19 protein-coding genes and 1 pseudogene are annotated in these 25,979 nt (G+C 45.5%); 14 read left to right on the top strand and 6 right to left on the bottom strand.

The window, feature by feature from the left end; translation table 11 throughout:
• Window positions 1-308: 308 nt before the first annotated feature.
• Complete coding sequence (locus WS42_RS10100; RefSeq protein WP_022159942.1) at window positions 309-905, bottom strand: sugar O-acetyltransferase; 597 nt, start codon at window positions 903-905, stop codon at window positions 309-311.
• Window positions 906-1,097: 192 nt separating this feature from the next.
• Window positions 1,098-1,565, bottom strand: coding sequence for a YbaK/EbsC family protein (locus tag WS42_RS10095; RefSeq protein WP_041556174.1), 468 nt, complete (start codon window positions 1,563-1,565; stop codon window positions 1,098-1,100).
• 201 nt (window positions 1,566-1,766) lie between these two features.
• Between WS42_RS10095 and WS42_RS10085 the strand changes: the two genes are divergently transcribed.
• The 9 genes from WS42_RS10085 to WS42_RS10040 all read left to right on the top strand — a co-directional run bounded on the left by WS42_RS10085 (window position 1,767) and on the right by WS42_RS10040 (window position 14,887).
• Window positions 1,767-2,333 (top strand): RNA polymerase sigma factor, encoded by a 567-nt coding sequence (locus WS42_RS10085; RefSeq protein WP_013610384.1) that lies wholly within the window; start codon window positions 1,767-1,769, stop codon window positions 2,331-2,333.
• Between the two features lie 69 nt (window positions 2,334-2,402).
• Entirely contained in the window at window positions 2,403-3,455 is a 1,053-nt protein-coding gene (locus WS42_RS10080) for a FecR family protein (protein WP_013610385.1), read from the top strand.
• Window positions 3,456-3,603: 148 nt separating this feature from the next.
• Entirely contained in the window at window positions 3,604-6,909 is a 3,306-nt protein-coding gene (locus tag WS42_RS10075; RefSeq protein ID WP_157741818.1) for a SusC/RagA family TonB-linked outer membrane protein, read from the top strand.
• A gap of 23 nt (window positions 6,910-6,932) precedes the next feature.
• On the top strand, window positions 6,933-8,450 hold the full coding sequence (locus tag WS42_RS10070) for a RagB/SusD family nutrient uptake outer membrane protein (RefSeq protein ID WP_013610387.1): 1,518 nt from the start codon (window positions 6,933-6,935) through the stop codon (window positions 8,448-8,450).
• Window positions 8,451-8,469: 19 nt separating this feature from the next.
• On the top strand, window positions 8,470-9,306 hold the full coding sequence (locus WS42_RS10065; protein ID WP_087393992.1) for a DUF4843 domain-containing protein: 837 nt from the start codon (window positions 8,470-8,472) through the stop codon (window positions 9,304-9,306).
• Between the two features lie 25 nt (window positions 9,307-9,331).
• Complete coding sequence (locus tag WS42_RS10060; RefSeq protein ID WP_046451065.1) at window positions 9,332-10,891, top strand: PKD-like family lipoprotein; 1,560 nt, start codon at window positions 9,332-9,334, stop codon at window positions 10,889-10,891.
• A gap of 88 nt (window positions 10,892-10,979) precedes the next feature.
• Entirely contained in the window at window positions 10,980-12,125 is a 1,146-nt protein-coding gene (locus tag WS42_RS10055; RefSeq protein WP_013610390.1) for a thioredoxin family protein, read from the top strand.
• A 348-nt stretch (window positions 12,126-12,473) separates the two neighbouring features.
• A complete protein-coding gene (locus tag WS42_RS10045; RefSeq protein ID WP_046404783.1) occupies window positions 12,474-14,081 on the top strand; it encodes an alpha-galactosidase D in 1,608 nt (535 codons plus the stop codon).
• 41 nt (window positions 14,082-14,122) lie between these two features.
• The gene (locus WS42_RS10040; RefSeq protein WP_022159937.1) at window positions 14,123-14,887 is read left to right on the top strand and encodes a basic secretory protein-like protein; all 765 of its coding nucleotides are present in this window, start codon (window positions 14,123-14,125) and stop codon (window positions 14,885-14,887) included.
• Window positions 14,888-15,069: 182 nt separating this feature from the next.
• On the opposite strand, the gene galK is transcribed toward WS42_RS10040, so the two are convergent.
• Window positions 15,070-16,218: a galactokinase gene (gene galK, locus WS42_RS10035; RefSeq protein ID WP_046451064.1), complete on the bottom strand. Its 1,149-nt coding sequence runs from the start codon at window positions 16,216-16,218 to the stop codon at window positions 15,070-15,072.
• Window positions 16,219-16,696: 478 nt separating this feature from the next.
• Between galK and WS42_RS10030 the strand changes: the two genes are divergently transcribed.
• From WS42_RS10030 to WS42_RS10010, 5 genes are all read left to right on the top strand, one after another.
• A complete protein-coding gene (locus tag WS42_RS10030; RefSeq protein WP_394370373.1) occupies window positions 16,697-17,794 on the top strand; it encodes an aldose epimerase family protein in 1,098 nt (365 codons plus the stop codon).
• Window positions 17,795-17,832: 38 nt separating this feature from the next.
• Entirely contained in the window at window positions 17,833-19,509 is a 1,677-nt protein-coding gene (locus tag WS42_RS10025; RefSeq protein ID WP_013610395.1) for a sodium:solute symporter, read from the top strand.
• An 18-nt stretch (window positions 19,510-19,527) separates the two neighbouring features.
• Window positions 19,528-20,211 (top strand): L-ribulose-5-phosphate 4-epimerase, encoded by a 684-nt coding sequence (locus WS42_RS10020; RefSeq protein ID WP_046451062.1) that lies wholly within the window; start codon window positions 19,528-19,530, stop codon window positions 20,209-20,211.
• A gap of 137 nt (window positions 20,212-20,348) precedes the next feature.
• On the top strand, window positions 20,349-21,854 hold the full coding sequence (gene araA / locus WS42_RS10015) for an L-arabinose isomerase (RefSeq protein ID WP_046451061.1): 1,506 nt from the start codon (window positions 20,349-20,351) through the stop codon (window positions 21,852-21,854).
• Window positions 21,855-21,906: 52 nt separating this feature from the next.
• Window positions 21,907-23,577, top strand: coding sequence for a ribulokinase (locus WS42_RS10010; protein WP_013610398.1), 1,671 nt, complete (start codon window positions 21,907-21,909; stop codon window positions 23,575-23,577).
• A gap of 86 nt (window positions 23,578-23,663) precedes the next feature.
• Here the strand turns inward: WS42_RS10010 and WS42_RS10005 are convergent, their stop codons facing one another.
• The 3 genes and pseudogenes from WS42_RS10005 to WS42_RS09995 all read right to left on the bottom strand — a co-directional run.
• Window positions 23,664-24,770, bottom strand: a complete 1,107-nt coding sequence (locus WS42_RS10005) for an OmpA family protein (protein WP_046451060.1) — start codon at window positions 24,768-24,770, stop codon at window positions 23,664-23,666.
• Between the two features lie 28 nt (window positions 24,771-24,798).
• Window positions 24,799-25,260, bottom strand: coding sequence for a hypothetical protein (locus WS42_RS10000; protein ID WP_046451059.1), 462 nt, complete (start codon window positions 25,258-25,260; stop codon window positions 24,799-24,801).
• Window positions 25,261-25,335: 75 nt separating this feature from the next.
• Window positions 25,336-25,979, bottom strand: a pseudogene (locus WS42_RS09995) (hypothetical protein); the annotation flags it as partial.

Here is a 25,979-nt window from a genome sequence, read left to right as displayed (position 1 = left end):
ATTCGTATCCCTATTGGAGACTGAAATCAAATATCCGATTCTACAAGGGGGTATTTTGCCTTTTTGGACACCCTCTTGTTGTTTGGGGGTACTTTAATCGAACTGTAAGATGACGTCTGTCTTTTCGCTGCAGAATGAAAGCCTGTTTTTAAGAAATAATCCGTTTTCTCTGGGCCTGAACTGTGAGGAGGATATGACGAAACAGGATCCGGTCCGCATTGTTTCAGGGAAATGAAACAGCTGCGGGTTCCTTTAGCTGTGATGCGATAGTTCCGTCTGAATCAAAAGCGACTGACTTTACCATGTACTTATTTTTTGTTGATCTCACGGATTACCCGGCAAGGATTACCTACTGCCAGACTATCGGCCGGAATATTTTTGGTTACGACACTTCCGGCTCCGATTACACACCCTTTGCCGATAGTCACTCCGGGTAATATGATCACACCGCCACCGATCCAACAACCGTCTTCGATAGTCACAGGAAGTGCATAAGTACGGCAGAAATAGGCAGCTTGATCCGGAGTCCAACCGGGAGTGAGCCGTTCGGACAACTCGATAGGATGGGTTGCTGTATAGATTTGTACATTGGAAGCGATTAAAACATGGCTACCTATGGTGATTTTATTACAATCGATAAAAGAACAGTTCATATTGACAGATACATTGTCGCCGATATGAATATTACAACCATAATCACATAGGAACGGAGTACCGACAGATACGTTGTTACCGATACTGCCGAACATTTCTTTCAAGACTTCCTGTTTTGTTTTTTTCTCTTCGTAAGGCAGGGCATTATAGCGTGCCAACAATTGGCGGGTTTTCCCTTTTTGTGTGATAAAAATAGGATCATGACAGTCGTACCACTCACCGGCCATACATTTGTCTAATTCTGTTTTCATGTGAATCGATGATTTATTTCAGATTATAATAGACAAATGTATGGGAAATATCTTGCTTCATTTTTGATATAGATCAAAAAGATAGATGGCCGGCAGAAACGGCCGGGTCTCCAATCCCGGATACTGAAGACGGACAAATACAGAAATAATGCTGCTTTTTCAGCGATAAAAGTTCCGATAACTTAAAGATTTTTATTTACAGACGTCGATCCATTGGATAGCCAGGGCGTATCGGAATAATTCGTCACAATGCAATTCGATGGCTGAATTGCTACTGCCGCAGGCCGGAAAAACGGTGTCGAATCTTTGCAGGGAAATATCCAGGTAAGTTCGTACGCCTTCAGGATTAGCGAAGGGGCAGACGCCTCCGATGGCATGGCCTGTCGATTCTGCCACTTTCTCAGGACTTAACATTCTGGCTTTCATTTTGAAGAAATGTCTGAATTTACTGTTATCGATTTTTGCGTCTCCGGCAGTGACGATCAGGATACAATGATTTTCGTCTTCGCCTTGGAAAGAGAGGGTTTTAGCTATACGTGCCGGTTCGACGGACAATGCCTGTGCGGCTAATTCGACGGTTGCACTGGACACTGGAAATTCCATGACTTCTTTTTCACGACCCAGGGTGGCAAAATAAGCTTTGACTTTTTCTATTGACATGATTTTATTTTTTTCGATCGTTATACGTGCTGATCGGTTGTTTTCGGAAAGCAAAATTAAAGAAATAGAAGATGGAATGAAACGAAGAGATTGTTTTTTACTTACCATATTGCTGCTGACAACAGTGAATCTGAAAATTTCTACTTTATGCAATATAGGTCAATTTTACTATCTTTGTGATTTCGATCGTAGGGCGTTATTATGAAGAGATATGGTGCCGATAGAGATAAAGAGATCCAGAGACTACTGCAAGAAATGCCGGAGGAAGGGTTTCGTCTGCTGTTCGATGTGTATCATATGCAATTGTGTGTGTATGTCGTACAGTTGACCGATTCTTTCCAATTGGCCGAGGATATTGTTCAGGATTTCTTTGTCGCTTTCTGGGAAAGAAAATATTATCGCGCCATTACCGGCAATTTTCGTAGTTATCTGTATACTTCCGTACATAATGCAGCATTGGCTGTTTTGAAGAAGAAGAAGCTGGTGCCGATGGAATTACTGACAGGAGTCCCGGTGGAGATTCCACAGGAGGCTGTCCTGGAAAGGGAAGAACTGGAACGGCAGGAAAAAGAATTGATGCTGAAATTGGAGAAATTACCGAAGCAAGAAATAGCTGCCATCAAAGCGGTTATCCTGGAAAATAAAAAATGTGTGGAAGCTGCTTTGGAACTCGGTATGTCGGTAAATACCTTAAAGACACATTTAGCCCGGGCGTTGAAAAAATTGAGAAAAGATTATCATCTCTCCTTTTTATTTTATTCGTTTTAATAAATATTAACATTTTACTTGTCATTCATTCAACTACTTTTTCACTCTACAATATAAAAAGAGTGAATAATGACTAATGAAAAACAACAAAATAGAAAAACTTTCATCGATTGTTACCGGATCGGACGTTCGTTGGAATATATGGATCGTTATGACCAGGAACAGGCGTGGAAAAAATTGAATTCCGCCATACAAAGAAAACGCCTGCATCGCCGGATCTCTTATATGTCCTCTGTCGCGGCTATGGTTGCCATTGCTTTTACTTCATTTTATTTGTGGCGTGGTGAAGATCAGGCTCCGGCAGAGAAGTTGGCCGATGCTCAGGAGACCGTTGGACAGAGTGGGCGTCCCGGTGTTATCCTGTCGCTGTCTGATGGCCGCCGGATCGATCTTTCTGCCCGGGAAGGTAAGATCGGGGCAGGAGAAGAGGTGGTGAATCATCCGGAAAACAAACAATTGTTCTATGCTGCGGATCAGGGCGGGGAGAAGATCAGCCGGATGAACCGGCTGGATGTTCCTCAGGGAGCTGAATATCATTTGGTGCTGTCCGACGGGACACGGGTGTGGATGAATGCCCGCTCGCGTTTGGTTTATCCGGTGGCTTTCGGCGATACCCGGGAGGTGGAGCTGGAAGGGGAGGCCTATTTCGAAGTGACCCGGGATGAAAACCGTCCTTTTATTGTACATGCCGGTCAGGTTGCTGTCAAAGTGTTGGGAACAGAGTTTAATGTAAATACCTGCCGGAAGCAAAAGGTACAGACAGTGTTGGTAAAAGGAAGCGTACAGGTGGAGAACGGCGGAAAACGGGAGGTGGTGTTACGACCGGGCGAGCTGGCGGAAACCGTGGGGACACAGATCCGGGTCACTCAGGTGAATGTACGCAAATATACGGCCTGGCGTGAGGGAGTATTTTATTTCGAAGAGGCTGAGTTGGAGGAAATTATGACGGAATTGGCCGACTGGTATTGTGTACAGGCTGTTTTTACCGATCAGACGGTCCGGACGCGTAAATTCAGCGGAGTACTGGAGCGGAGCGAGACCATAGAAAACGTGTTGAAAAAGATAGAACGTACCACCAGTGTACATTTTACTATCCAACAAGGTATTATTCAAGTGAAATAAAAAAAGAAACCGGAAAAGGGCTGCCACCCTCTTCCGGCGGAGATCAAACTATCATAGCAAATAATAGTATTAACCAATTCACAAATTTATGAAAAAAAAAGAAATTGTACGATTTCCCAGGTCCGGGAAATTAAGGCAAATCGGAAGGATGATGAAATTAATGGTTTTATTTATGATTTTGGGGTGTGTGAGTGTATCGGCCAGGTCGGTTGCACAAAACCAACGGGTGTCCCTGAACTTGCGGAATTGTACGGTGATGCAGTTGTTTGAAGAAATTCAGCAACAGACCCGTTTGTTTTTCTTTTACGATCAGAAGCATTTTCAGGGACAAAATGTTTTGACGGTTCGGGCCGACGATGAAGAGGTCGGTGGATTGCTGAAACGTTTGTTTGCCGATAAGAATGTAGAATTTGTTTTTGAAGACCAGACCGTTATCGTGCGTCCGGCAGTTAGCCGGAAGCAAGTGAATGGAAAAGTGGTAAAGGGGGTCGTCAGAGATGCTGCCGGCCATGTACTTCCCGGAGTAACGGTAGTATTGAAAGGGACGACGCTGGGAACTTCTACGGACATCGACGGTAAATATACCCTGACGTTACCCGAAGGTGAACACGTTCTGGTTTTCTCGATGATCGGTATGAAAATGCAGGAGTTTCCTTTGGGCACACGTACCGAACTGGACGTTACCCTGCAGGAAGAGGTGGCAGAGATGGAGGAAGTAGTGGTGACCGGTATTTTCAAGAAAGCGAAAGAGAGTTATACCGGAGCTGTTTCATCGATCGATAAGGAGCAATTGAAAATCTATAAAGGCCAGAATCTGCTTCAGACACTGAAAAATATAGATGTGTCCATTAATCTGGCTGTGGATAATATTAACGGTAGCAATCCCAACCGGATGCCGCAAGTGAATATCCGGGGTAATTCTTCTCTGCCTATGAGTGTACAGGAGTATAACGAAAGCCTGAGCAATGAGGTGAATACCCCGTTGATCATCCTGGATGGCTTTGAAATAGCATTGGAGCGTTTGATGGACTATAACGACGAGGAAATCGAATCGATCAATATCCTGAAAGATGCTGCTGCTACGGCGATATACGGTTCGCGGGGTTCTAACGGAGTGATTGTGGTGACGACAAAGCAACCGGAAGCCGGTAAATTGCGCGTTAATGCAGAAATAGGGATCGATATCGAAGCTCCTGACCTGACCTCTTACGATTTGTTGAATGCGGCTGAAAAATTGCAGTTGGAGTGGGATCTCGGATTGTATAAGAATGAAAGCCTGCCGAGTAATGATGTATGGTATAAAGAGGCTTATGCCAAACGGAAAAGGGCAATTGCCTCCGGCACAGATACCGATTGGTTGAGTAAACCGTTGCACACAGGGGTCGGTTCGCATTATAATTTACGTATGGAGGGTGGAAGCGACGAATTCCGCTGGAGTGCCAGTGTGGGCTATAAAAATACACAGGGAGCCATGCGGGATTCCGAGCGTAAAAGTCTGAACACCTCTCTGACCTTAATGTATAAAGTGAAAAATTTCACCTTTAAAAATCAGGCTTCTTACGGGACAACCAAAAGTAAAGAGAGTAAATACGGTACGTTCAGTGATTATGTAAAACAACAACCCTATAATGCTCCGTATGATGAGAATGGAAAACTGGTGCGGATGTTCGACGGTTTTCATGCTCATTACCAAGGATATCAAAATCCGTTGTACGATGCCACCCTGAACAGTTTCGATAAGAGTAGTTACCGTACGCTGACGGATAATTTCGCCATAGAATGGAATCCGTTCGAAGGCTTGACCTTACGCGGACAAGTCGGGATTACGGCTACGGACAATACGTCTGATCGGTTTTTGCCCGCAGAACATTCCACTTTCACCGACGATTCGCAATATGAAACCGACGAGGGATTCCTGCGCCGGGGAACTTATGATTATACCACCGGACGTACGAATGAATATACCGGGAATATAACGCTTTCGTATACCAGGACTTTTGCCGATAAACATCAGGTGTATGTCGGTTTGGATTATTCGCTGAATGAATCCGAGGGGTATAATTATGCCATCGCTGCCGAAGGTTTTACGAATGAGGATATCCATTTTCTGGCCAGTGCCCGGCAATATGCCAAAGACGAAGGTCCCGGCGGATCCAAATCCAAAAGCCGTCGGTTGGGATTGACAGCCAATGTCAATTATATCTATGATAACCGTTATTTCGTGGATTTTTCGTATCGGGTGGATGGGAAATCCGATTTCGGTTCGAAAAAGAGATATGCTCCTTTCTGGAGTACCGGTATCGGCTGGAACCTGCACAATGAAAAATTCCTGAAGGGTAGTTTTGCAAATATTCTGCGGTTGAAAGCTTCTTACGGACAGACCGGTACACAGCAGGGATCCGACGGTGCCAATACGTTGTATAAATATATTACGGACAACCGGTATATGTATTGGACCGGAGCGGAATTGCAGGGATTGGGTAATCCTTATCTGACCTGGCAGAAAACCGATGAATTCAACTTCGGGGTGGAATTCGGATTGTGGAAAGGACGTATGAAGGGGGAATTCAACGTTTATACCAAGAAAACCTCTAATTTGCTTTCCAATATGGATCTGCCGCATTCCAACGGTTTTGCTTCCTACGTCGACAATGTCGGAGAAGTGAAAAACAACGGTTGGGAAGCCTCTGCCAGTGTTTATGTTATCCGGAATGCTGAGCGGGATATCAACTGGATTATCGGTGGTCAGCTGACTTACAATAAGAATTATGTTTCGAAGCTGTCGGAAGCCATTAAAGCCCAGAACGAGGCTTATCTGAAAGAGGATGTAGATGTCGCCAATCTGTTTTATGAAGGACGTCCGCAAAACGGTATTTATGTCGTTCGTTCTCTGGGAATCGATCCGGCCAACGGACAGGAGATTTTTTTGGATAAAGACGGTAACCGGACGGATATCTGGAAGGCTTCCGATAAGGTTTATGTCGGTCAGGCAGATCCCAGGTACCGGGGTATTGCCAATACGATGTTTATGTGGAAAGGATTGACGGTAAATGTATCGGCTTCCTTCTATTGGGGTGGGAAGAGGTACAATTCGACGATTATCGACCGGGTAGAAGTCGGGCGTACCACCTTGATGGCACAGAATGTGGATGCCCGGGCTCTGTACGACCGCTGGCAGAAACCGGGGGATATCGTTCCATTCAGGAAATACGACGATAGTTCGACCCGTGCCACTTCCCGCTTTGTCATGGACGATAAGGTGTTCGAGATTCAGTCTGTCGGGCTTCAGTATAAATGGGATTCTGCGTGGGTAAAGAAATACATGCGGGCGACATCGGTGACCTTCGGTGTGAATATGTCCGATTTGTGGCATTTCTCGACAATCAAGATGGAACGGGGTACCAGTTATCCTTTTGCCCGGAATATTCAGGGAAGTATAAAATTTTTATTTTAACGACAGGATAAATAACGATAGATATGAAAATATATAAATTTATAGGATTTATAGCCCTGTTGGGGTGGTCGGCCGTTTCTTGCAACGACTGGCTGGATGTGCGTCCCGATACGGAACAGAAAGAAGAAGATCAGTTTTCGACCTACAAAGGTTTTCGGGATGCTCTCACCGGATGCTATATGGCTTTGGCTAACGAAGATGTGTATGGTTGCCGTTTGACGATGAGTTGTACGGAAGCTTTGGCCGGATTGTGGCATATGCCGGATGAACCCTCGTCTACCAGCGATCGGTATCAGGATTATCACCTGATGTTGCACGAATACGACAATGACGGAGCACGGCAGGCTGTCCAGGCTATTTATTCCAAGCTTTATAATATCATTGTTCAGGCCAATCTGGTTATCAAACATGCAGAAGATAATGCAGCCGCTTTCCCCGACGAAGCAACCCGTTCGGTAATCCTCGGTGAAGCCTATGCTATCCGTGCCTATTGTCAGTTGGATGTTTTACGTTTGTTCGGTGAAGTCCCCGGGGGACAAGGAACAAAAGTAAGCTTGCCTTATTCCGAAGTGACGGCCTTCGACGAGAGAGCCACCCGCTATGATTTCACCGGATATAGCGAAAAATTGATCGCCGACCTTGATAAAGCTGAAAAGCTGCTCAAAGACAATGATCCGATTTTCGGATATACTTTTGAAGAATTGAATGCACCTTCGTCGGTGGAGATTGAAGATACCTATATGTGTTACCGGCAGTCCCGTCTGAACTATTGGGCTGTAAAGGCTTTGCAGTCCCGGATGTATCTTTATCTGGGGAAAGCCGATCCGAAATATCTGGCAATGGCTTACGATGCAGCGAAGGCGGTCATCGATGCCAAAGACCGGGATGGAAATCCGGTGATGACACTGAGCGGTAGCAGTGATCGTGAAACCAACGGTTATAAGGCCTGCCCGAACGAGTGTCTTTTTTATCTGAGTAAATATAATGTGAAAGATGTTGCTTCGATTCTGATCGGCGGGGCTGATGTACAAACCGGAGTAAACTATCTCTATATTACGCCCGAACGTCTGACCCGGCTTTTTGAGGGAGTTCCGACGGATTCGGACAACCGTTATGCATTCATGTGGAACAAAAATGCCAAATCTTCAACTTCGAAGAAGAATGTAACTATTCTGAAATATTATTTTGCCGATGATGTGGAGAATAAAGCGTTGTATTATCAGATTATACCCATGCTCCGGATGTCCGAGATGTATTTGATTGCGGTGGAGACAACACCTTCGCTCAGTGAGGCCAATGCTTTGTATAAAGATTATATGTTGGAATGCGGTGTCGCTTTGGATAAAGATGTATTTGACGGTTTAAACGATCGTTCCGGTGAGCTGATGGCTGAATACCGGCGGGAGTTTTTTGCCGAAGGACAGTTGTTTTATACCTACAAGCGAAATCAGGTCAAGGATATACTGTGGTTGGAGACTCAGGAAATGACGGAGGATGATTATATCTTGTGGAATTGTGTAAATACGGAATTTAATCCTTAATTTTTTTAAACGAATAGCGATGAAACGATTGAATATATGGTTATGCAGCATGTTGTTGTTGTGTATTACTGCCTGTGAAAAAGATTTACCGGTGTTTGAAGATCCGGATTGTTTGTTGAATTTTAATTATGGTAGCCAGCTCAGTACGGAAGAGGTCACTGAGATGATGCGAAACGGGAGCCATTCTTTCAAACTGAAAACACCGGAAGGACAATTGAGCGATACGGTATGGTTAGATGTGGATATTATGGGAAAACTTTCAGCGGAAGACCGTCCGCTGGCCTTGCAGCAAGTGATGGTGGAAGGAACGAAGAATGCCGTTGCAGGTACGCATTATATAGCATTTGACGATTCGGTACTGGCGGAGTTCTATGTTGTTCCTGCCCATTCGGCAACCGCTCATATTCCGGTGATCCTGAAACGTGATCCTTCTTTGGCAGAAGGGAATGTCGTTTTGCGAATCACTTTTAGAGAAAATGCAAATTTCAAAACAGGCTATCCGGAATTTTCTACTTATACGCTGACGGTTTCCGACCGTCTGTCTAAACCGAATGCCTGGGATTTGGCGTCTTTGGATTATTATTTCGGAGAATATGGGGAGAAAAAGCATGAATTGATGATGAAATGGACGGAAAAAAGTTGGGATGACGAATATATCAACAGTCTTTTCGCAGATATATACGGATTCGGAACTTTATCACCGAAAGATCCCAACTACATTAAGTGGCTGGCCGGGTGGTTTGCCGAACAGTTGGAGCAGGAGAATGTAGAACGCCTGCAGAATAAGCTCGACGTCTGGAAGGAAAGTGATACCGGGAAGCCGGTCGATTTTACACCGAAAGAATGGGGAAGGTAATATGAATGATTTAAACAGTAAGAAGATGAAAAAAATATATATTGGCCTGTTTTGGGCTTGCATACTTGGGATTACCGGTTGTTATGAAGACGACAGTACGATGGCAACCCCGGAAAGTATGGTGAATGAAATAACCATAGAGGAGTTTGCCGATACGTCAGCCGTCGCTTATTCGACAGTATTGGAATTGACACCGAAAGTGACAGGGTATTCCGATACGGAACTGGAATACCGGTGGTATATATACGGCGGGGAGTTCAGCGACCGTACGGAAGACGGTTATCGTACCGTGCAAATCGGTGCGGAAAAAAAGCTTTCCTATCCTGTGGAGTTGAAAATCGGAACTTATACGGTTGTTTGCGAAGTGACGAATAAAGAAACCGGTTATTTCAACCTGACAGAATTTTCTTTGAAAGTGACTTCGGCCTTTTCGGAAGGATTTTATATTTTAAAAGAAACGACGGACGGAAACACGGATATGGATTTTTACAATGACCGTCAAAAGACGGTCATACCGGACGTGATTGCTTCAGTACAGGGAGAAGCACAAAGCGGGAAACCTTGCAATATGTGCCCGGTATATAACAAAATTTATATCGATCCCGCAACGGCAAAATCGACCTATGCTACGGGTGTTTTTGTCACTAGCGGACAGAATGAGTTTTCGATTTATTCTACGATAGATATGTCGACACTTTTCGACCGGTCTTCGTTGCTTTTTTCTGAGATGGACGGGGAAGAAGTGCCTTATGCTATGGTTTCTGCAATGAGAGGGAATATGCTGTTCTCGAATAAGGGAGTAAGACTGGATGATCTTGGCGGTGGAAGTTTCGCTAGTGAATACAGCACCGGAAAATTAGGTTATCCTGCCGGAAAAGGGACCAGTTCATTCATTCAGGCTTACGACGGGCAGAATCTTTCTTTTTGGAGCGGAGAAACCCGGCGGTTGATGTATACCTCCGGTTCGGATATGGAAGAAATTAAGTACAAGGATGGTTATGAGGGAGTTAAAGTGGATTGGGAACAGGCGGCTCCTGTGGCATCGGGCTGGAATCACCGGGCCGGTAAAAATACGATCTGGTATTTGTTCGACGTTGCCGGGGAAGGACGTTATGTGGTTGTGTTACAACCGGGAGGAGGTATCGATCAGGTCATCCGGTTAGATGCTTCCCTTCATTTAGCCAAGGCAGATGTAATTGCCGGAAATGCACTGACTTCTACCTCTATTTATGGAGTAGACGACAACCGTTTGTATCGTTATAGCCTTACGGAAGGTACCGAAACTTCTGCCATACCGGTGGAAGGGTTACCGGCGGGAACGATTACTTATATGGCCGATTTGTTTTACGGTTCATCTTTTGATTATATCGTTATCGGTATACAAAATGGCGATGAATATACGTTGTCGATGTATAAGATTGCCGGTGGACAACCTTCGGGCAAACCGGTGCATACGGTAACCGGAACCGGAATCCTGAAGAAGGTATGCTATGCCTGTCCTTTACAGGACTATGCGAGCCCGAATTATTATGCCTTTACTAAGTATGCGGAATTATATGGAATGGGACCTGATTTCCCGTATTGATGAGATAATGGTTTTATTCCTGATACAGTGCCGGACTGATAGTCGGGTATGTCGGTCCGGCGTATTAAACGATTAAATTTGCAATAGAATGAAAAAGATAGTATTAGCTGTATTTATGGCTGCAATGGCTTTATCTCTTTCGGCACAGATCAACTTCCGCGAGGGCGGCTTTGCCGAAGCTTTGGAGGCTGCCAAGTCCGAAAACAAATTGGTGTTTATGGATTGTTACACCAGTTGGTGCGGTCCTTGCAAATTGATGGCGTCTAAAGAATTTGTCCAGGAGAAAGCGGGTGAGTATTTCAATCCCCGTTTCGTGTCGGTAAAAATAGACATGGAGAAAGGCGAGGGCGTGGAATTGCGGAAGAGATATGATGTCAATGCTTATCCCACCCTGTTGGTGTTGAATGTGAAGGGCGAGTTACTATGCCGTCATGCCGGCTATCTGAGTGTAGACGAATTGATAGACTTTGCGGAGAATGGTGTGAAGGGAGGCGGATTAGCGGGTATGCACAAACGCTATGCCGCTGGTGAACGTTCATCGGAATTTATCGGAGAATACCTGGCTTTACTCGACGATGCCGCCATGTCGGGGACTATTCGTTCCGTAGCTGATGATTTCCTGAAAGACAAGACGGACGCTGTGTTTACGGATACAAATGTATATCGGATATTCTGTGGTTATGTTACTCCGGATTATGCTGTCTTCCGGTCGGTATATGCCCGCAAGGCAGAATTGGTGAAGCGTTACGGTGAAAAGGCCGGTCTGCATCTGGAGAGGGTGTGGGAAGCCGGTGCAAGGAAATACCTCAGGCGGGAGGCGAAGAAAATCGTTGGGTATGATGTTGCCGGACTGGAAGCCTATTATGCCCTCATGAAAGAATACCGGGTGCCGGAAGCGGAGGGTATTCGTGCTGCCGCTTTGGTGGATGGAACTATCGGCACGGCGGAGTGGGCAGCCCTGTTGGAAGCGATGACCGAGTATAATCGTTTTAGCCGCATGGTGGAAGATCAGATGTTTTATGCCTGTAACGCGTTGTTTTACGGACAGGGCGCGGAAGGATGGAAAAATGCCGGAGAACGCAAGAAGTTCGCCGCTCTGCTGGAAGAGCGTGTCAAAGCATTGAAAGGCAAAGAAGACACTTCCGGCCGGACCATGACGGTAGGGGGAAAAAGAATGCCTGTCATGGAGTATTACTGCCAGTCGTATGAGGAGATGTTGGAGAAAGTGAAGTAAGTAGACATTCATATTTATAGTGGTATGGGATTCCGTCCCGGAATCCCATACGGTATTGCTAAATAAATATAATTATTCTAACTTTGAGCTGAATTATTCGAAGTATGTCAACGAACTGAAACCGTAGCTTTTTCAATGCTTTTCAGGACCAATGACATGAAAAGCGATAGTAAAAATTCGTATCCGGCTTTGCCGATATAGCGGACTGGATGTTTTAGAGTCATTTCCGCCCGATTTTGTTTATTGGTTGTTGGGCTATCAAGGATATTTCGAATTATGAAGTCAAGCCGGCTTTTATAAATTTTAAGGGCTTTGTTTGTAGAGACAGTAACACATAAATAACTACACATGAAAAAACAATTTTTGATGGCTTTAGCGGCGCTATCGCTGCTTGGCGGAAGAACGACGGCTCAGGAGCCGGCTTGTAAACCTCCTTTAATGGGATGGAGTTCGTGGAATGCCTACCGCGTAAATATCAGCGAAGATATTATCAAGCATCAGGCCGATTTGATGGTGGAGAAGGGCTTAAAAGATGCAGGATACCGGTTTATAAATATCGATGACGGATTTTTCGGTTATCGGGATGAAACCGGAAAGATGCATGAACATGCACAGCGGTTTCCGAACGGTATGAAAGTCGTCGTGGATCATATCCACAATCTGGGGTTGAAGGCCGGTATTTATACAGATGCCGGGAATAATACCTGTGGTTCTATGTCGGATCAGGATAAAGCGGGGATCGGGGCCGGAATTTACGGGCACGAAGCACAGGATGCCCAGCTGTATTTCGGGGACTGGGGTTTTGATTTTATTAAAATCGATTATTGCGGGGGCAGTTATCTGGGGTTGAACGAAAGAGACCGGTATACCGATATCCGTCAGCATATCGATATCGTAAACCGGCAGGTCGCCCTTAACATTTGCCGTTGGGCTTATCCGGGTACCTGGGCGAAAGAAGTGGCCGGTTCCTGGCGGATTAGCGGTGATATCCAGGCCAGATGGGAATCGATAAAATATGTCGTCGGGAAAAATCTTTATCTGTCGGCTTATGCAGGAGACGGACATTATAACGATATGGACATGATGGTGGTCGGATTCCGGGAAGCCAGCCCGGTAGGGGGAGAAGGATTGACCCAAACCGAAGAAGAGGCTCATTTCGGTTTATGGTGTATCATGAGTTCGCCTTTGCTGATCGGATGTAATCTGGAGAAAATGTCGGATGCCACTTTAGAGCTATTGAAAAATAAGGAACTTTTAGCCCTGAATCAGGATCCGCTGGGTTTGCAAGCTTATGTCGTTCAGCACGAAAATGAAGGTTATGTGTTGGTAAAAGATATCGAACAAAAACGGGGGAAGGTGCGTGCTGTAGCGCTTTACAATCCTTCTGAGCAGCCTTGTTCTTTCACCGTACCTTTGACAGATCTCGAGTTCGAGGGTACAGTAAAGGTGAGGGATTTGGTGAAACACCGCGATTTGGGTAAAGTGGACGGGGCGTTGAAACAGGAAGTTCCGGCCCATGGGGCGATGATTTTACGGATCGAAGGGAAAAAACGGATCGAACCGACAGTGTACGAAGCCGAATGGGCTTACCTGCCTTTATTCGATGATTTGGGTAAAAATCCGAATGCAGTCAGATATACTCCGCAAGAAGGTACTTCCGGGAAAATGATCGTCGGGTATTTGGGGGGACAACCGGAAAATTATGCAGAATGGAAAGAGGTATATAGCGAAAAAGGAGGACAATACCGGATGACCGTTCAATATACACAGGGTGCCGGGCGGCAGCTGGAACTGACGGTCAATGGGGAAAAACAGGTGTTGAAACAACTGGGGGACGATAACGGGCTGCGGACTGTGACTGTTCCGGTGACTCTGAAACCCGGATACAATACGGTCCGGATGGGGAACAGTTATAATTGGGCTCCGGATATCGACTGTTTTACTTTGTCGAAGTGATCGCCTTCATGATTTTTTTAGATTTCAAAGTTTTGTATGATATGAAGGACTTCAAAGTTTTGTTTGTTCTGTTCGTTTTATTCTGTTCGCAAGGAGTATGGGCTCAGAAGTGGGAGGCTCCGAATTGGAAGAATTTCTCTTATCCTGTCATTGATTTTAAAGATAAGGCGGCCGGAACGAAGGGGGCTCAGATTTATAGACGGATCGTACCCGAACCGGAAGCTTTCATCCAGCAACATGCTTTATGGGTAGCTCAGACGCTTTATTGGTCGGCGACGGATTCTATGCCGGGAGTAGAGAAGATCGAATACAACCTGGAGGATACCGACGGTATTTCGGCCAAAGGGGGACAACCGCCGGTGGTCAATATTTTCTATAGTTCCCGGTGGGTGGAAAAATCGGAGGATAGCCAGGGAGACGATAAGGTGCTCTATGAAACCCGGGGAGTGCTTTATCACGAGCTGACTCATGCTTACCAACTGGAACCTCAGGGGATCGGCGGTTATAAACCCGGAACCGAATTCTGGGTATTTATCGAAGGAATGGCCGATGCAGTCCGTTATCATAATGGCTTTTTCCCGGTGGATAGCCGTAAACCGGGCGGACACTGGATGGATGGGTACCGGACGACCGGTTTTTTCCTGGAGTGGTTGACCGGCAAAGATCCGGATTTCCTGAGAAAATTCAATAAATCGGCTTTAGAGATCGTTCCCTGGAGCTTCGATAAAGCCATGAAACATATTTTCGGCGAGCAAGTGACGACAGATAGCTTGTGGGAAGAATACCAGGCTTTCCTGAAAAAATAAAATAACTCACGGGGGACGGGGTGTTGGTTTATCCCCCTGTCTCCTGTGTTACGCTAGATTGTTACCGATTGGGCTGCCCGGTTCGGATAGGTTGTCATTGTTATTATTTTTCCTCTTCATGAAGAGGAAAAACCTTCCGGCGAGTCCCTCTCCATGAATTTTTTAGCTAGGATGATTTTGTTTTAATTCAATTTGCGTGCTCCGTCACTGATGGTTACCGGATATACTTTCGGTTCTTTACCGAATTTTGTTTTAAAACGACTGATCGCTGTTTCGATGAATCGGTCATAATAAGCGTCTTTTACCAGGTTGATCGTACATCCGCCGAAACCACCTCCCATGATCCGTGAACCGGTTACCCCACATTCTTTGGCGACATCGTTCAGGAAATCCAATTCTTCGGTACTGACTTCATAAAGTTTGCTCATGCCATGATGGGTAGCGTATATGTTTTTCCCTACGGTTTCGTAATCACCTCGTTTTAAAGCTTCGCAAGTATCGGCAAGCCGGCTGTTTTCCTGGATAGCATAGGTTGCCCGCATGTAATCTTCTTCACTGATTTTATCTTTAACTTCTTCCAGCATTTCCAGGGTTGCATCTCCGAGCAGTTTTACTTCCGGATGATTACCGGCGATTGCTGCTGCTGCCCTTTCGCAGGATTGACGGCGTTTGTTATAGGGTGAATCGACCAGTTCGTGTTTGGTGACAGAATCGATCAATACTAATTTATAACCTTGTGGATCGAAAGGGATATATTCATATTCCATCGTACTGCAATCCAGACGGATCAGGTTGCCTGCTTTACCGAAAACCGATGCAAATTGATCCATGATACCACAATTTACCCCGCAATAATGGTGTTCTGTTTTCTGTCCGGTCAGTACCAATTCTTTTTTATCGAATCCGGCCTTGTAAATCTCATTCAGAGCAAAAGCAAAAGTACTCTCGAGGGCTGCCGATGATGAAAGACCGGCTCCAAGAGGTACATCACCTGAAAAAACGGTATCGAAACCTTTGATTTGTGCCCCCCGTTTCAGCATTTCGCGGCATACTCCGAAGATATAATGTGCCCAGGAAGCTTCGGGTTTATCTTCTTCGTTCAGGCCGAATTCGGCATAAGCTTGCAGGTCTGCCGAATAGGCCCGGACTTTGTCTGTCCCGTTGGGTTTGATTTCTGCTAAGATGCCTTTATCGATGGCACCTGGAAGAACACATCCTCCATTGTAATCTGTATGTTCGCCGATGAGGTTGATACGACCGGGCGAGAAATACAACATTCCTTCGGTTCCGAATTTTTCTTTGAATAGATTTTTTACGATACGAGTATCCATGATTTCTTTATTGTTATAAATTTATTAATGGTGTGTCTTAATCTGTTGCCTGTTGCTTTCGAAAAAAGTTATCGTTTGCGTCAGGCTTCTTGCTTTATCATAAAGGAGCGCAATTTATGTAAAAAAAGCAGATTTTACAAATGTTCATCGGGATCTGAATTTATCGTACTTTTAATAATAAGGAGTACGACGATGGCGTCGGTGATATCCGGGTTTTTATTTAAAAATAGTCTAAATTACTTTTGGTAATCAGTAGATATACAGTGATTTATTGAAAATATTTCAAAGAAAGTTGTAAAAAATGTTTTTAAAGTGTTTTGTATACACTATATTTGAAGTGTTTTTTAAACACTTATATGGGCGTTTCAAAAGTGAATAGTCCTGAAAATTTGAACATACTAAAATGAAATCTAAATCATAAATTATAGCAAAGATTATGAAAACGTTTGTATTGGGTTTGGTGGTTGTTGCAGGAATCATGAGTTCTTGTTCCCCAAAAGCAAAGGAAGAGACAACTCTTTCCGGACTGAATCCGAAGAAGTTTCAGGCAGAGATCGATGGGAAACAGGCCGGTCTCTATACTTTGAAGAATTCGGCCGGAATGGAAGTTTGTATCACTAATTTCGGTGGCCGTATTGTGTCTGTTTTGGTTCCGGATAAACATGGCAATAGGAAAGATGTGGTATTGGGTTTCGATAGTTTGGCAGATTATCGGAATATACCCAGCGATTTTGGAGCCTCTATCGGTCGGTATGCTAACCGGATTGCACAGGGGAGAATCGAAATCGATGGCGAAACTATTCAATTGCCGCAGAATAACTATGGACATTGTTTACACGGTGGGCCGGAAGGTTGGCAATATCAGATGTATGAAGCCAATCAGATCGATGGTACGACTCTCGAACTGACCCGTTTTTCTCCGGATGGCGATCAGAATTTCCCTGGAAATGTACGGGCGAAAGTGCGCTTTCATCTTACAGATGATAATGCTATCGATATTCAGTACGAGGCTGTGACAGATAAGAAAACGGTGATCAATATGACGAATCACTCTTATTTCAATTTGTCGGGTAATCCGGCTGTTGCCGCTACGGATCATTTGTTGTATGTGAATGCGGATGGGTATACTCCGGTCGACAGTACCTTTATGACAACGGGTGAGATCGTTCCGGTGGCCGGAACGCCTATGGACTTCACTCAACCGAAAGAAATCGGACGGGAGATAGACCGTTATGATTTTGTTCAGTTGAAAAATGGAAACGGTTACGACCATAATTTTGTATTGAACACTAAAGGAGATCTTTCTACTGTCGCTGCCCGTTTGTCTTCGCCTGAGTCCGGTATAGTACTCGAAGTATATACGGATGAGCCCGGTATTCAGGTGTATACCGGCAACTTCCTGGATGGAACTGTGAAAGGGAAAAAAGGGGTCGTTTATAACCAACGGGCTTCTGTTTGCCTGGAAACACAACATTTTCCCGATTCTCCGAACAAACCCCGATGGCCGTCTGTTTACCTGGAACCGGGCCAGACTTATTCCAGTCATTGTATCTATAAATTTTCTGTAGAGAAATAAAGTGTATCGCTAAATATTCATTTTTAAATATCATTATTGTGGGAACATTAGATTATATCGTAATTGCCCTTTTTGCGATTGCCATGATTGGAATCGTTGTCTGGGTTTTCAAACAAAAACAGAAAAGTTCCGGCGACTTTTTTCTGGCCGGACGTGATGCAACCTGGTTGGCTATCGGGGCCTCGATTTTTGCCTCGAATATCGGTTCTGAGCACTTGATCGGTTTAGCCGGTGCCGGTGCTTCGAGTGGAATGGCTATGGCACATTGGGAAATTCAGGGCTGGATGATCCTGATTCTCGGTTGGGTGTTCGTGCCTTTTTATTCCAGAAGTATGGTGCTTACGATGCCCGAATTCCTTGAAAGACGTTATAATAAAGAATCCCGGACGATTTTATCGGTAATCTCTTTGGTCAGTTATGTCTTGACTAAAGTAGCCGTGACGGTATATGCCGGAGGTTTGGTTTTCAAAGAAGTGTTCGGTATTCAGGAACTATGGGGAATCGATTTCTTCTGGATCGCTGCGATCGGATTGGTGCTGTTGACTGCTTTGTATACGGTGATCGGTGGTATGAAATCGGTGCTTTATACTTCTGTGCTTCAAACTCCGATTTTGCTGATCGGTTCTTTGGTGATTCTGGTGTTGAGTTTGAAAGCTGTCGGTGGCTGGGATCAGGTGTTGGAAGCTTGTCGGGTGACTCCGGTAAATGAATATGGTGATTCGATGATCAATCTGATCCGGAGTAACCGGGATGCCAATTTCCCTTGGCTAGGGGTGTTCATCGGGTCTTCTGTTATCGGTTTCTGGTATTGGTGTACCGACCAGTTTATCGTACAGCGTGTATTGTCGGGTAAAGATGAAACTCAGGCTCGGCGGGGGGCTATATTCGGTGCTTATCTGAAACTGACGCCTGTCTTCTTATTCCTGATTCCGGGAATGGTTGCTTTTGCTATGCAAAAACACGGTATTACCGTGAATGGGGAAACATTTACGATGAGTTCCGCCGATGCTGCATTCCCGACTTTGGTAGCTAAATTATTGCCTGCCGGTTTTAAGGGGTTGGTCGTATGCGGTATTTTGGCAGCCTTGATGAGTTCGCTGGCTTCTTTATTCAACTCTTCCGCTATGTTATTTACAATCGATTTCTATAAAAAATACAGACCGAAGGCTTCCGAAAAGACTTTGCTTTATGTCGGACGTGTCGCTACGGTAGTGGTAGTCGTGTTAGGTATTCTTTGGATTCCGGTAATGAAAAGTGTAGGATCGGTGTTGTATAACTATTTGCAGGATGTACAATCTGTACTGGCACCGGGTATTGCAGCGGCTTTCTTATTGGGTATTTGCTCGAAAAAAGCAACTCCGAAAGGCGGTATGTGGGGCTTGATCGCCGGATTTATTATCGGTATCACCCGTTTGGGGGCTAAAGTGTATTATACCTCGGGAGCGACTTTCAGCGATTCCTGGTTTAAATATCTGTTTTACGATACGAACTGGTTGTTCTTCTGTGGAGGTATGTTATTGTTCTGTATGCTGGTGATTGTGGTTGTTAGCCGTTTCACAACACCGGCACCTGCAGAACAGATCGTCGGCCTGACATTCGGTTCGACGACAGACGAACAAAAAGCGGTTACCCGTGCTAGCTGGAACAAATGGGATGTCATCCATTCCGCTATCATTATCCTGATTACTGTTGTGTTCTATTGGTATTTCTGGTAATAAATTAAAATAGTAGTTATGTTAGAAGCATTGAAAAAAGAGGTTTGTGAGGCGAATCTGGAATTGGTGAAGCATGACCTGGTTATTTTTACCTGGGGGAATGTCAGTGCTATCGACCGGACATCGGGCCTGGTGGTGATCAAACCTTCCGGTGTAGCTTATGAACAGATGAAACCGGAAGATATGGTAGTAGTGGATTTAGACGGGCATATCGTAGAAGGGAGTTTGAAACCTTCTTCGGATACTCCGACCCATCTGGTGTTGTACAAGGCTTTCCCGGCGATCGGGGGAGTGGTACATACCCATTCTACGTATGCTACGTCATGGGCTCAGGCCGGTATCGATCTACCGAATATCGGCACCACACATGCGGATTATTTCAGTGGGCCGATTCCTTGTACCCGGGATATGTCCCAGGCGGAAGTCGAAGGAGCCTACGAGGAGGAAACCGGGAATGTGATTGTGGAACGTTTCCGGAAGTTGAACCCGGAATATATCCCCGGAGTACTGGTCAAAAACCATGGTCCTTTTTCCTGGGGAAAAGATGCTCACGAAGCGGTACACCATGCTGTGGTGATGGAACAAGTGGCTAAGATGGCTTTTGTGGCGCTTACGGTTAACCCCCGTTTATCTATGAATCCTTATCTGATTCAGAAGCATTTCTTCCGTAAACACGGTCCGAATGCTTATTACGGACAATAAATTGAATTGACAATGCACAGTTGACCTTTACTGTCGGGTGCATTGCCGGAATATAATAGGTAAAATAAGTAATAATTCAGATTGACTGTTGAAAATGGATAGCATTATCAATTGTCGATTATCAATTTAAAATAATTATGGTTTTCGAAAATTTTGAAGTATGGTTTGTGACAGGAGCTCAGCTGCTGTACGGAGGAGATGCTGTTGTGGCTGTAGATGCTCACTCCAATGAGATGGTAAAAGGATTGAATGAATCCGGAAATTTGCCGGTGAAAGTAGTATATAAAGGTACGGTGAATTCGGCGAAAGAAATCACGGAAACATTCAAGGCTGCTAATCATGATGCGAAATGTATCGGGGTAATTACCTGGATGCATACTTTTTCTCCGGCTAAGATGTGGATTCATGGATTGCAGGAACTGAAGAAACCGTTGTTGCATTTCCATACTCAGTTTAATAAAGAAATCCCCTGGGATACCATAGATATGGATTTTATGAACCTGAATCAGAGTGCTCACGGTGACCGGGAGTTCGGGCACATCGTGACCCGTATGCGTAAACCCCGTAAGGTGGTGGTGGGGCACTGGCAGGATGAGGCCGCTCAGAAAAAAATTGCAGTTTGGATGCGTGTCGCTGCTGCCTGGGCCGATGCTCAGGATATGCTGATCCTTCGTTTCGGTGACCAGATGAATAATGTGGCTGTGACCGACGGGGATAAAGTGACTGCAGAACAGGTATTGGGGTATCATGTCGACTATTGCCCGGTGAATGATCTGATGGTTTATTATCAGGCTGTCGAGGATAAGGAGGTACAGGCTTTAGTGGCTACTTATTTTAAAGAATACGAGCATGATGCTGCTCTGGAACAGACCGGTACGGAAGCTTATACCAAAGTCTGGAACTCTGCAAAAGCCGAGATCGCTTTGCGCCGTTTGTTGAAAGATACCGGAGCAAAAGGATTTACAACCAATTTCAACGATCTGGGATTATTCGATCAGATTCCGGGTTTGGCATCACAGCGTCTGATGGCTGAAGGATATGGTTTCGGGGCGGAAGGTGACTGGAAAACGGCGGCTCTTTACCGGACTACCTGGTTTATGAGTCAGGGATTACCTAAAGGATGTTCTTTCCTCGAAGATTATACCTTGCATTTCGATGGGGAAAAGAGTGCCATCTTACAGGCTCATATGCTGGAAGTATGCCCATTGATTGCAGAGCAGAAACCACGGCTGGAAGTACACCGGCTGAGTATCGGTATCGACAGCGAAACCGCCCGTTTGGTTTTCACCAGCAAACAAGGAGAAGGAGTTGCTGCTACTGTCGTGGATTTGGGTAACCGTTTCCGTCTCATTGTCAATGTGGTGGATTGTATCAAGAGTAAAAAATTACCTAAACTTCCCGTTGCTTCGGCTTTGTGGATACCGCAACCGAATCTGGAAGTCGGTGCAGGTGCCTGGATTTTGGCAGGAGGTACGCATCATACCAGTTTTTCGTATGACCTGACTACCGAATATTGGGAAGATTATGCCGAGATAGCAGGGATAGAAATGGTTGTGATCGACAAAAACACCACCATTCCGGAATTCAAGAAAGAACTCCGTATGAACGAAGTTTATTATATGCTGAATAAAGCACTCTGTTAATTGATAATTGACAATTATTTCTGTCAATTTTCAGTTTTCAATTAGAGAAAATATGGAAAAATACGTTATAGGTTTAGATTATGGTAGTGATTCGGCCCGGGCGATCGTTGTGAATGCGCTGACAGGGGAGACACTGGCTACTGCTGTGAAATATTATCCCCGCTGGAAAGAGGGGAAATACTGTAATCCGGCGATCAATCAATATCGTCAGCATCCGCAGGATTATATCGATGTGTTGGAAGCTTCGGTGAAAGAGGCTTTGGCGGCTTGTCCTGCCGGTACGGCGGAAAAAGTGGTGGGGATCGCTTTCGATACAACCGGGAGTACCCCTGCTTTTACCGATGCCACGGGGACTCCTTTGGCGCTCTTGCCGGAATTCGCTGAGAATCCGAACGCGATGTTTGTACTTTGGAAAGATCATACGGCAATCCGGGAAGCTGCCGAGATCAATAGACTTTGCGGAGAATGGAATATCGATTATTCGGCTTATGAAGGAGGAATCTATTCGTCGGAATGGTTTTGGGCAAAAGCTTTACATGTACTTCGTGAAGATGAGCATGTCAGGGCGAAAGCATATTCGATCGTAGAATATTGTGAATGGTTGCCGGCTTTGATCACCGGAGTGACCAAGAGTGACGATATCGTCCGCAGCCGTTGTGCCTGTGGCCATAAAGCGATGTGGCATGAACAATGGGGAGGATTACCCAGTGAGGAGTTTCTGACCACTTTAGATCCTTTGTTGGCCGGTTTTCGTTCACGCTTGTTTGAAAAGACGGAGACTGCCGATAAACCGGTAGGTAAGTTATCACCGGAATGGGCTGAACGCCTGGGGTTGACTACAGAAGTCGTGGTTGCAGGAGGTGCTTTCGATTGCCATATGGGAGCTGTCGGAGCCGGGGTCACTCCGCATACTTTTGTGCGGGTGATCGGTACATCGACTTGTGATGTCATGGTGGCTACTTATGAGGAGATCGGACATAAACTGATCAAAGGCATTTGCGGGCAGGTAGATGGGTCGGTTATTCCCGGTATGGTCGGTTTGGAAGCCGGACAATCGGGATTCGGGGATATTTATGCCTGGTTTAAACGGGTGTTGGAATTCCCGTTGAAAGAGATAGTCGGAAAGAGCGATTTGCTGGATGAGGAGATGAAAGAGCGGCTTGTGGCAGAAGCTTGCAACCGGATTATTCCTGCTTTGACGGCCGAGGCTGAAAAGATACCGGCGGAAGAAAGTACGGTTATTGCTACCGATTGGATGAACGGACGGCGCACCCCGGATGCCAATCAGTTGTTGAAGGGAACGATTACCGGATTGACTTTGGGAAGTACCGCTCCCCGTATTTTCCGGGCTTTGGTAGAGGCTACCGCTTTCGGTTCGAAGGCGATCGTCGATCGTTTCCGGAATGAGGGGGTTCAGATCGATAGCGTGATCGGAATCGGAGGAATTGCTTTGAAATCTCCGTTTGTTATGCAGACGCTGAGTGATGTTTTGAATATGCCGATCAAAGTCTGTAAGACTGATCAGGCCTGTGCCCTGGGAGCTGCTATGTTTGCGGCTACCGCGGCCGGGGTATATAACCGTGTTGAAGATGCTCAGAAGGCCATGAGCTCCGGGTTTGCTATGGAATATACTCCCAATGCTGCCAATGCGAAGCTGTATGAGGAAATCTATCGGAAATACCTGAAAGTCGGGGAGTTTACGGAAAAGGCATTGTTTTGCTGATTCTGGATGACGAAGTTAGGAAATGCCCTTTGAAAGTTTTGAACGGCTTTCAGAGGGCAATTTTCTTTTAGGGGATGTCTTTGTCGTTACATGCCCGGAGCGTCTGCTGTGATGCAGATGGTGACCCGGTTTTCTTCCGGAGTGGCGAATGGCTGGACGGTATCGCCTTGGAAGTCGGCGGTGATGCGGTCGACGGCAATGCCTTTTGCCGTGAGTGCATCGGCTACGGCCTGTGCACGTCTGGCGGAAAGCGTCTTGTTGAGACGGTGATTGCCGGTCTGCACATCGGCATATCCTGTCAGGGTAACTTGCGCTGCCGGATTTTTTTGCAGATAAGCGGCAAGTTCATCCACTTTGCCGGCTTCCTCCGGGCGGATCACAGCTGAATTGATTTTGAAGAACACATTTACCTGTATCGGCTGAAGTTTTTCTGTCTTTTTTTCAGGCACGACAACCGGTTTCGGGTCCTCTTTCGGCTCTTCTTTCGGTACGTTCCGGGGTGGGATAGAAGTCGGGGCAGCCTTTTGTGTTTTCCTGGTATATCCCTTGCCGAAGCGGATGCTCACGCCGGCAAGAATGTTGAATTGCCAGTCGGCATTTCCTGCTTTCTTCGAGTTGAAATGGTCGGATAGGGTATTGGCATTCCCTTCGAGGTTAAACGCTACGGCATCACAAATTCTGAAATTCATCCCTACTCCCAGACGGCCTGCCACGAAAGCCTTGGTGTCGTCCCATAGATATTGCAGTTTGTTTCCAGCCTCATTGAGGGCAACAGCGTCGTCATTGTTGAAAGCCATGTTGACCCCGATACCTGCAAACAGATAAGGGTTGAAGAAACGCTTGTGATTGAATCCTCCGAGGCAGTTGGCGATGTCGAAAGTGGCCTCTGCGTTCAGCTGTGCATAATTGAACTTATACTCCTGTCGGGGATTCACCCAACAGCCTTTCCCCTGCCATCCGCTGAATCCTCCGCGCAATCCCCACACGGGCGTAAAACGGTAGCCTGCCGACAGGGCTGCTGCCGGCGACACCAGGTCGGAAAACTTACCTTCTCCGATCGTATGACCGATACCTCCCTGAACCTGCATATACCAATGCGGGCGGAACTCAATTTTCTCTGTCTCCTTTTGGGCGAAAAGAGAAGTGGTGCTTGCTAAAAGCAAGGCGGCTAAAATTGTTTGTTTCATATTCATGATAATGGATTTTGTGATTAATTCATTTTCACTCCAACGGATCGTCTACTTTGTCTTTAAGGCAAAGACTCCAACGACCAAGGTAGCGAACAGGTTTAAAATACCAGTTTAGCTTTGTGTTGTCTGATGTTAATATCCTGCATTTTATTTCATTATTGTTGGGATTCTTAAATTTAATATATTCCAACGTATAATTTGCCACCGGGAATTGTCTGTATGTTTTCATGAACTCTATAAACCCCTCCCGGTTCAAACCTTGTGGTTCGCAATCCGGTTTTGCCGTGCGCAGCAGCATCAGTGCCGAATCCGGATGCCCAGACTTCATTCGATCCATAAACATGGTGACGAGGGTTTTGACAGCTGCAGAATCCTTTGATCCTACCTTCATGACATTGGGGTCGGTAGCATAGACAACCTCTGTCTTCGGGCCCTTATCGCGGCAAGCGGCAAGACCCATTGCAAGCAACAATAACAATCCTAGTATTCTCATGTGTAAAATCGTATTTGATAAAAAAGGGGGGCGCATTCACGCCCCCTCTGTCAATGATATATCCGCTTCAATATCTTATTGACCAATGGTTTTCTTAACCACAACAGGAACAGGAACTTTGAAAGTACCCCATTTGTAAGTAACCTCTACCGGTAACTCGATGGTGATATCTGCAGACAATGCTGTACTGTTGTTATGCCAGGTGATTGTACCGAAATCTCCACTTGCGATCTTATCCGTTGTCGTTTCGGAATAATCAACCCGTGCAGCAGGATACACGTCTTTCAGTTTCTTACCGCCTAACATGATGTCATCAACATTGATAGCGATTGTTTCAACACCATAGTATTCGAAATAGTTCATGTTATCAGGAACAAATTCAAATCCTCTCCAATCTACAAACTGCATAGCGTCCTTCAAAGCAAGATCAGAACCATTGTCTTTAGCATCTTCCAAAGAACCATCGGTAGCCTCGATAGAGATTGGACGCAAGAACTTCACATCGAATGTATTGTTGGCAACATCCAACTTCTGGTCACAACCGTTAACTACATTTACCTGTACTTTTGCAGTCAGAGTTTCATTTTTACCTAGGGCTAAGTGTCCGGCATAGTTCAATACTGCTTTTGCAATGTCATTATCTTGGTAAGTTACAAAGTTGTTAGTAGCATCTGCATCTGTAGTAGTCGACAATACAGCTACAGCATCTTTAGTTGCAG

It is taken from the genome of Odoribacter sp. N54.MGS-14, assembly GCF_000980295.1.
Taxonomy (GTDB): domain Bacteria; phylum Bacteroidota; class Bacteroidia; order Bacteroidales; family Marinifilaceae; genus Odoribacter; species Odoribacter splanchnicus.
The sequence above is the reverse complement of the archived record's forward strand: the minus strand, read 5'-3'. Positions and strand labels throughout refer to the sequence as shown.